This window comes from Paenibacillus agaridevorans (genome assembly GCF_003112455.1).
GTDB lineage: Bacteria > Bacillota > Bacilli > Paenibacillales > Paenibacillaceae > Pristimantibacillus > Pristimantibacillus agaridevorans.
This window is the reverse complement of the sequence record NZ_BDQX01000054.1, coordinates 105,027-112,575: the sequence shown is the minus strand read 5'-3', so window position 1 is coordinate 112,575 and position 7,549 is coordinate 105,027. Positions and strand designations below refer to the sequence as shown.

Sequence of the window (7,549 nt, the reverse complement as noted above, 5' to 3'; positions counted from 1 at the left end):
TTTCCCGCCGCCACTTTGTAATAATAAACATTGCCGTTCAGAACGCCGGAGTCCTTGTAGTCGTTGCCGGCTACGCCCGACGCGATGACGGTATAAGGCCCGTTTTCGTTTGAGGCACGTTTGATCGTATAGCTTTCCGCGCCGGCGGCCGTTTTCCATGTCAGACCCGCTTCATTGTTGCCGGCCAGCGCCTGCACGAAGTCGACATGGCCCGGCTTCGGCGCGGGGTCGAACGTTTCGTTCAACTTCAAAATCATGACGCTTTGGGCCGGTACCGTTACCTTGCCGTTTGTCGCCTGCAACCTAGCCCCGGATACCAGATCCAATACGTCATTGCCGCCGTAATCCGCAGGCAGCTCCACCTCGAAGGATTGTTTGTTGCCGTATGCTTCGCGAGTGGAATTAAACAACAGGAAGTATTCGCCGTATCTGGCGGTCATCAGATCGGGATGCGCGGCGTAAGCGTGATCCGCTTCGAAGTTGTCGCGAGACACCGTGCCGACGCCCGGCTGATACGTGATAGGCGCGATCTCGCCGGCCAAAGCTTGCGGCCGGTCCCCGTCATTGCGGTGTTGATCCTCAAAAAAGTCGGCCTGAATATTGTCCATGCGCAAATAATAGTCGTCGTATCGAAATACGCCGTTTGTTGCGATCTGCACGATGGAATCGTATTCCGGCGTCATCACATGCAGCCGCCCGTTGCCCGCGAAGCCGCGGTTGCGCATATTGAGCTGCCCCAGTATCCGCGTGTCTCCATCGCGCATCGAGAAGAAGAAATTATCCACGTCAGCCCAGGCGAACTGCTCGTAATCGGCGGGGTCAACGCCCATATCGTCAAGCTCCTGCTCCGAATAATAAGCAAAATCGGTCAGCGGATGCACGACGCCCGCCTGCGCGCCGTCGAACCGCTCAAACTCGGCTCTGCCTTCGGAAATGTAATGATAGGTTTCGGCCAGATGATAGTCGTATTTGCTTTTGCCCATAACGCTGTTGAAGTAATTAAAATATTGGTTGTCCGCGATTTGTTGCTGGGCATAACCGACGGCTTCGGCCGCGTACGCCCAATATTCATCCCACTCCGGCCCGCTGTAGCGCTCCTCGTTACGCGCCATCGCCATCTCCAGCGAAGCATAATGAAACTGCTTGCCTTCGGTAATGCGGGTAGCGTAGCCGTAATTGCCGGGATATGCCGGATTGCGCTCGTCGAGCACTTGATTCATCCGCATAATGCGGTAGCCGTCGTCGTCAAGCGTCGTATTTCGGGTGTAGCCGCGAGCATGCAGATTTTTCAGCGCCATTTTCAAAATTTCATCATTCAGCGCTTCGTCGCCCGCTTTGCCCAGCGTCTTGTAGAAGTATTCCGGCAAATAGTTGGTCGCTTCGCCGTAATTGGCGACATAGCCGTTTTCCCTCGTCAAACCCGCTTCGGTAATCGTCGTAAAATGCTCGCCGAACGGCAGCCGTCTGACCAGCCTACCGTTATCGTCCAGTTTGCTTCGGGCCAGTCCTTTGGCGACGATTTGCTCGAAATCTTCCGTAAACACCGCCGTGGCATCGTGCAGGAACAAAGAATGATACAGATCCAGCTCTTCCCCGTTCGGCCCGACCAGCACCTCCTCGCCCAGGAACGGCCTTACGCCGATCGCCTCCAGCAAAATCTGATGGCTGCGCTCCTTGCCTTCGAAAAATTCGGAGCCGATCATCCGCAGCCCCTCGTGCGCCTCCCACGCTCCTTCGTACGTGTAGAACACCTGATTGTAAATGTAGGACAGCCTTGCTCTCGCAAAATCGAAATTGGCCTTCAGCGCCCGCTCCCACGCTTCCTTGCGGCTTAACGCTCCGCCGTCCCAGTCAACGCCGGCCAGCGAATAACGTCCTTCGACCGTGCCGGTCGCGAACGGCTGCGCAAGGAACGTCTCGAACGCCTCCCGACCGTAGACGGCATCGTCGGCGATGACGTTTTCGATCAAATACAACGCTTCGCCGAGCGCTCCGTAGTAGCCGCCCCAATCGCCCTGATGTCCTCCGCGCTGCACGTTTCTTGTATTGGCATAATAATCTTTGACATGATTGTCGATCGTTTTGAAAATCCGCTCGACGGCCGCTTTTTTCAAAGCGGGCGACGCGGCTGCCGGACACCAGTCGTAGCTCAAGCAACCCGCGTAAAACTTCAACTCGTCCTCATATCTGACGATGGACAGCTTGGCGGTGCTGTTCGCGTCGACCTTGGCCGACAAATTGTTGAACAACGTGCGTTGGCCGGCCGTATACCCGTCGATCAACGCTTGCTTGTCCACAGCCGTTCTTGTATCCTCCGCCACGATATCGGCCGTGTCGACGGGACCGCCGAACAGACTGCCTTGCGTCTCGCCCGATACGTCCAGAAACGCCTGGGTATGCGTATAACCGCTGTAATACCCGCGCGATGGCTCCGTCACGTTCGCCAGGAAATCCTGACTGTATGTACGAACGGTAATTTCCGCCGCTTCTTGACCGTACGTCAACTCCAGCGGCAGCATGATCGAATTGTAATAGAACCGGTTGGGCAGCACTTTTGCCGTAACGCCCGTGCTCCCGCCCGCCCTGTAATTTTGATTGCCGATATTGATCGCTTCGTAATCACCCTCGCGGCGATAGCCGATTTGCTCGCCGTTGATATATACGATGCTTTTGTAGGACGAAACATCGTCGCCCCAAAACTTCATCGTAAAATAGTTTTGCTTGTACGGGTCGACCTTCATCGTAAAAATAAGTTCGCCGCCGCGTGCCAGCGCGGGGTTAAGCGGATCCGCCACCCGAGCCGTCTGACCCAGTCCGCCAACAATAGCGCGGGTTGAGTTTCCTTGGAAGCGATGCTCCCCCTCCGATTCGTCATTTCCGAAAATGATCCGATCCAGTAGGCTGCTCTGCGGCGCCGCGGGCGCCGCTTCCGCCGCCTGCTTCGCAGCCGGAAGCATAGGCGCAATCAGAGCGGCAATCAGGCACGTGATAAGCACTCTTGACCAATATCGCATTATTTCTTATGTCTCCTTCCTGTCGATCAGTTCTCATCCACCCTATGAAAGATAATCAAACGCGCAACAGCCGCAGCAAATTCAGAATCATCGTTGCCGCTTCGGCACGTGTAGCGGAGTCGGCCGGCATAAAACGGTTGCCGCCCTTGCCTTTGACCAATCCTGCGTCGGCAGCGGCTTGGACATAAGGTTTTGCCCAAGCGGCAATTTCGGCGGAATCGGCAAATGTCGGCTCGCCTCCGACTTCAACTTTTGGCGCGGCGGCACGCACGATCATGGCCGTCATCTCCTCACGGGTAACGAGGCGCTCCGGCCGGAACAAACCATCGCTGTATCCGTTTACAATTCCGGCTGCGGCAACCCCGGATATATACGGTCTGGACCATGACGGCAATTGTCCCGAATCGGAGAAAACTTGTTCTTCTGCGGAAGTCAGCCCCAGCGCCCGGGCAAGCATGACTGCATACTCCGCGCGATTAATCGACTTATCCGGTCGAAATGTTCCATCGCTGTAACCGGTCACCCAGCCTAGCTCCACCGCTTCGGCAATGTCGTTTTCTCCCCAATGGCCTCCAATGTCGACAAGCTTGACCTCCCGCTCGCCTCCCTCCGCGATCTCGGCAATCCCCGGCTTATAACTCAGCATCTGCACCTGGGAATCGACAAGCGAAGCCTCCTCCAACCGGAATACGGCCTCACCGCCGCCGACCCTATCGAACCGCAGCGTCGCAAGCTCCGCTTCGCCGCTTACTCCGGTCACTGGACCTACCTTTGTATGAGCCAGTGTCAAATTGCCTCCCTTAACTAGCGGGGGCACCGAAAACCCCGTGAATGAACTTTCCGATTTCAAAAATTTCATCCGCAGCGGATCGTACGATACCTGCAGCTCAAATCCGTACAAATCCGTCAGACCCGAAGCGGAAATAATCGCAATAACTTCATCTCCTTCCGTCGTTACCGACATCCGGAATTGAGGCTTGTCCGCCGCTCCCGCCATGCCGGGCATCGTTACACACAACAACAGCGCCACGAGCCAAATCATCAGCTTGCGTTTCATCTGTACAACATCCTTTCATAGTTTTACAAAAATTTACCACGGCAAGCCTACGTTCACAATGCAGCTTTTTTAACAGGAAACCGGTGTTTTTTAAGATCATGGCTTATAAAGCGATCCAAAACCAAAAACCGAAAATCCTGTTGGAATTTCCGGTCCCTGGTTCATTGCTATTGGGTTGCCCGCCTGGGTGCTAGCCTTTAACCGCTCCCGACGAAACGCCTTTTACGAAGTACTTCTGCAAGGACAAAAAGGCGATCAATACCGGCACCAGCGACATCGTCGTGCCCGCAAAAATCATATCCCAGCGAGATGAAAATTCTCCGACATAATAGAACAGCTCCACGATCATCGTCTTTGTCTGGCCGGATGGCAGAACAAGCATCGGCATCAGGAAGTCGTTCCAGATTCCAAGTCCTTGCAGCACGACCATGCTGGCCGTAACCGGACCAAGCAAAGGGAAGACGATTCGCCAAAATATGCCGATCCGCGTACAGCCATCGATCTCTGCGGATTCCTCTATTTCTCTCGGAACGCCCTTGAGAAAACTCGTATACAGCAGGACGCCGAAACCTACTGACCCCGCGATGTAGATCAGTATCGGTCCGCCCAGATTGCCGAACAGCCCCATCGTCTTGAGCTGCTTGAACAGCGGAATCATGTATACCTGGAACGGAATCATCATGCCGAACAGGAAAAAGATGTAGACGGCATTCGTCCACTTGCGGTTCGTCCGTTCGATCGCATACGCCGCCATCGGGATGATGACAATCATTGCGGCGATCGAGCCAAGCGTGAGGACCGCACTGTTTAGCATCGCTTTCGGATATTCCGTTTTGGTAAGCAAATATTTAAAGCTCTCCGTATAAAAACCTTCCGGGAACGCAATGGCGTCACGAAGAATTTCGGAGTTGGATTTAAACGCCGACATGATATTAAAGAAGATAGGAAACGCGAATAGGATCGCAATGAGCAGCGTAACCACGAACAAAATGATTTGGCCGGATGTAATCGGCTTTTTCGCTTTTTGGCCCATCTTACATCTCCACCTCCCGTTTGCGAAGCAATCGAATCTGGATAAGTGAAATAATAAGAATCAGAATAAACAATACGATTGCAAGCGCGGTGCCGAAACCTTGTCGTCCTTCGCCGAACGCAACCTTGTATATAATGTAAGTCAACGTTTCCGTGGCAAAGCCCGGCCCGCCGTTGGTCATAACCGCAATTTGATCGAACAGCTTCAGGGAGTTGATCATCGACAACATGACGCATACGGTCGTTGCCCCTGCCAGAAGAGGGAACGTAACATGCCGGAATTGCTTCCACTTGCCCGCTCCATCGATGCTTGCCGCCTCCAGAAGCTCTTGCGGAATGCCCTGCAGGCCCGCCAGATAAATAATCATGTAGTAGCCCGATGCTTTCCAAACCGTTGACAATATAATCGATAGCAGCGCAAAATCCGGGTTGCCGAGCCAGTCTGTCTTAATAGCGCTTAGGCCCGTCATATCCAGCAGTTGGTTTACAACACCGAAATTGTAATTCAAAATAATCATCCAGATAAAACCCATAATAATACCGCTCATCAGTACCGGGAAATAAAAGATGCTGCGGAACAAATTGCGGAACCAGCGTACTTGATCCACAAGGATAGCCAGCACAAGGGCCACCACATTTTCCAGCAGAACAAGCGAAACAGCAACGATAATCGTATTGGTCAGTGCGTTATGAACCCTCGGACTTTCCCATATTTCCTTAAAGTTATCGAAGCCGATGTAACGAACGTTTTCGCTAATGCCGTCCCAGGACGTAAAACTAAGATAAATACTGTTGAATGTGGGGATCATGACAAACAAGGTATATAGTACAAACGCCGGCAATATAAACCATATCGCGTAGCTCTGCCACCATTTTTTCTTTTTTCTGATTACTGCCGTGGCATTCATAACGCTCTCCTCCTGCCTCTTCTGAAAGAAAACCTCTGCCGCCCGGCAGAGGTTATCCCGCATGTTGATCGCCTAAGCTGTTGGCTTTATTGTTGGTTTGCTTTCACGTTGTTGTCGTATTCCGTATCGGATTGCTGCATATATTGCAGAACATCGGCGTCGTTTACGACGAGGTCTTGCAACAGCTTGTAGAACCAGTTGCGGAATTGCGGCGGAATTGCGTTCTCGCCGAACCATTGGTTGATCATCATGGACTTCTCAACCGAAGAGTCCGCCATAAGCCGAAGCACTTCTTGCATATGCTCGTTCGTCTCGTAGGTTACTTCGGCAGCCGTCGTTGGAATGCCGTTGACGGTCGCCAGGTACGGGCTGTATTTCGCCGGATCAAAGAAAAATTTGATAAACGCCGAAATCGCTTCTACTTTGTCAGCATCCTTGGCCGCTTCTGCGGAAAGGGACCATCCGGCAAGGGTAGGCAAGCCGTTAACGATTACGGAGCCGTCTTTGCCTGGCAACGCATAGAAGCCGTATTCGAAGCTGGGATCAGCCTCGGTAATTTGTCCGAACATCCAGGGACCCGAATATAGCTGCGCAGCCTTGCCCGTTACGAGCATGGAAGCCGTCTGGTTGTCGCCCGTGCTCAGCCAGCCTTTGTCCACATATTTCGTGAACAGCTCCTTATAGTCGCTAATCGCTTGTACCATAGGGGCATCGGTAAAGCTCGCCGTCTTGGCTGTCCGTTTGGAGTTCCAATCCGGATCTTCCTTGTACACGTTGTTGATCAGGAAGTAATTGACCCAGAAGCCCATATGGAAAATATCTTTGCCGCCGGCTACAATTGGGGAAATTCCGCTGTCGAGCAGCTTATCCTGTATCGCGATAAACTCGTCGTATGTCTTCGGAAGCTCTGTAATTCCGGCATCGGCGTATGCTTTTTTACTGTAAATGATGCCGTTGGGCGCATTGCCTGTAAGCGGAGCATTATATTTTTTGCCATCATATTCCGGCAGGAAGGTAAACAGGCTGTGCAGCCCTTCCGGCAGCTCGGCCAGCTTGCCCGCATCCGCGAATACTTTCGTATCGCGCATTTCCACCAGGTCCGGGAATTCTCCGACCGCGTCTTTTGTTTTCAGCCAGTCCAGATAGGAGTCGCTTGTCGTTTCGCTGATGTTTTTAACCGTAATGTGCGGGTTTGCCGTCGTAAAAGCGTCAATCGTTGTTTCAATCGCTTGTTTCGTAGCCGGATCGCCCGTTGCGTACGCAACGGAAATCGTCACTGGCTTATTGCTTTCGGCAGCATCCGTTCCTGCCGGCGAAGCGCTTGGCGAACCGTTATTCGCACCGGAATTGTTGTTGTTCCCGCCGCAAGCGGTCAGTACTAACGAAGCAGCCGTAACAATGGAAAATAACTGAAATAATGTTTTTTTGGCCATCTTTCTGTAAGCCTCCCTTTATTGAGTACCAGGTTGTAAGGATGTTGTTTTCCTTGATCTAAGAGTATCATCCGCCAAAGTCGTTATGAATGAAGTTTTTTAAGC

General features: G+C 52.7%; 4 protein-coding genes and 1 pseudogene. All 5 read right to left on the bottom strand.

Features of this window, described 5'->3' with window-relative positions; all coding sequences use genetic code 11:
• Positions 1 to 3,014 (bottom strand): annotated as a pseudogene (locus PAT3040_RS36810) (hypothetical protein); the annotation flags it as partial.
• A 55-nt stretch (positions 3,015 to 3,069) separates the two neighbouring features.
• Positions 3,070 to 4,071, bottom strand: coding sequence for an S-layer homology domain-containing protein (locus tag PAT3040_RS06390; RefSeq protein WP_108991936.1), 1,002 nt, complete (start codon positions 4,069 to 4,071; stop codon positions 3,070 to 3,072).
• Between the two features lie 190 nt (positions 4,072 to 4,261).
• A complete protein-coding gene (locus PAT3040_RS06385) occupies positions 4,262 to 5,104 on the bottom strand; it encodes a carbohydrate ABC transporter permease (protein WP_087570816.1) in 843 nt (280 codons plus the stop codon).
• 1 nt (position 5,105) lies between these two features.
• Positions 5,106 to 6,011 carry a carbohydrate ABC transporter permease gene (locus PAT3040_RS06380; protein ID WP_108991935.1) on the bottom strand — a complete coding sequence of 302 codons (906 nt, stop codon included), beginning with the start codon at positions 6,009 to 6,011 and terminating at the stop codon, positions 5,106 to 5,108.
• Between the two features lie 86 nt (positions 6,012 to 6,097).
• Positions 6,098 to 7,444, bottom strand: coding sequence for an ABC transporter substrate-binding protein (locus PAT3040_RS06375; protein ID WP_108991934.1), 1,347 nt, complete (start codon positions 7,442 to 7,444; stop codon positions 6,098 to 6,100).
• Positions 7,445 to 7,549: the final 105 nt, after the last annotated feature.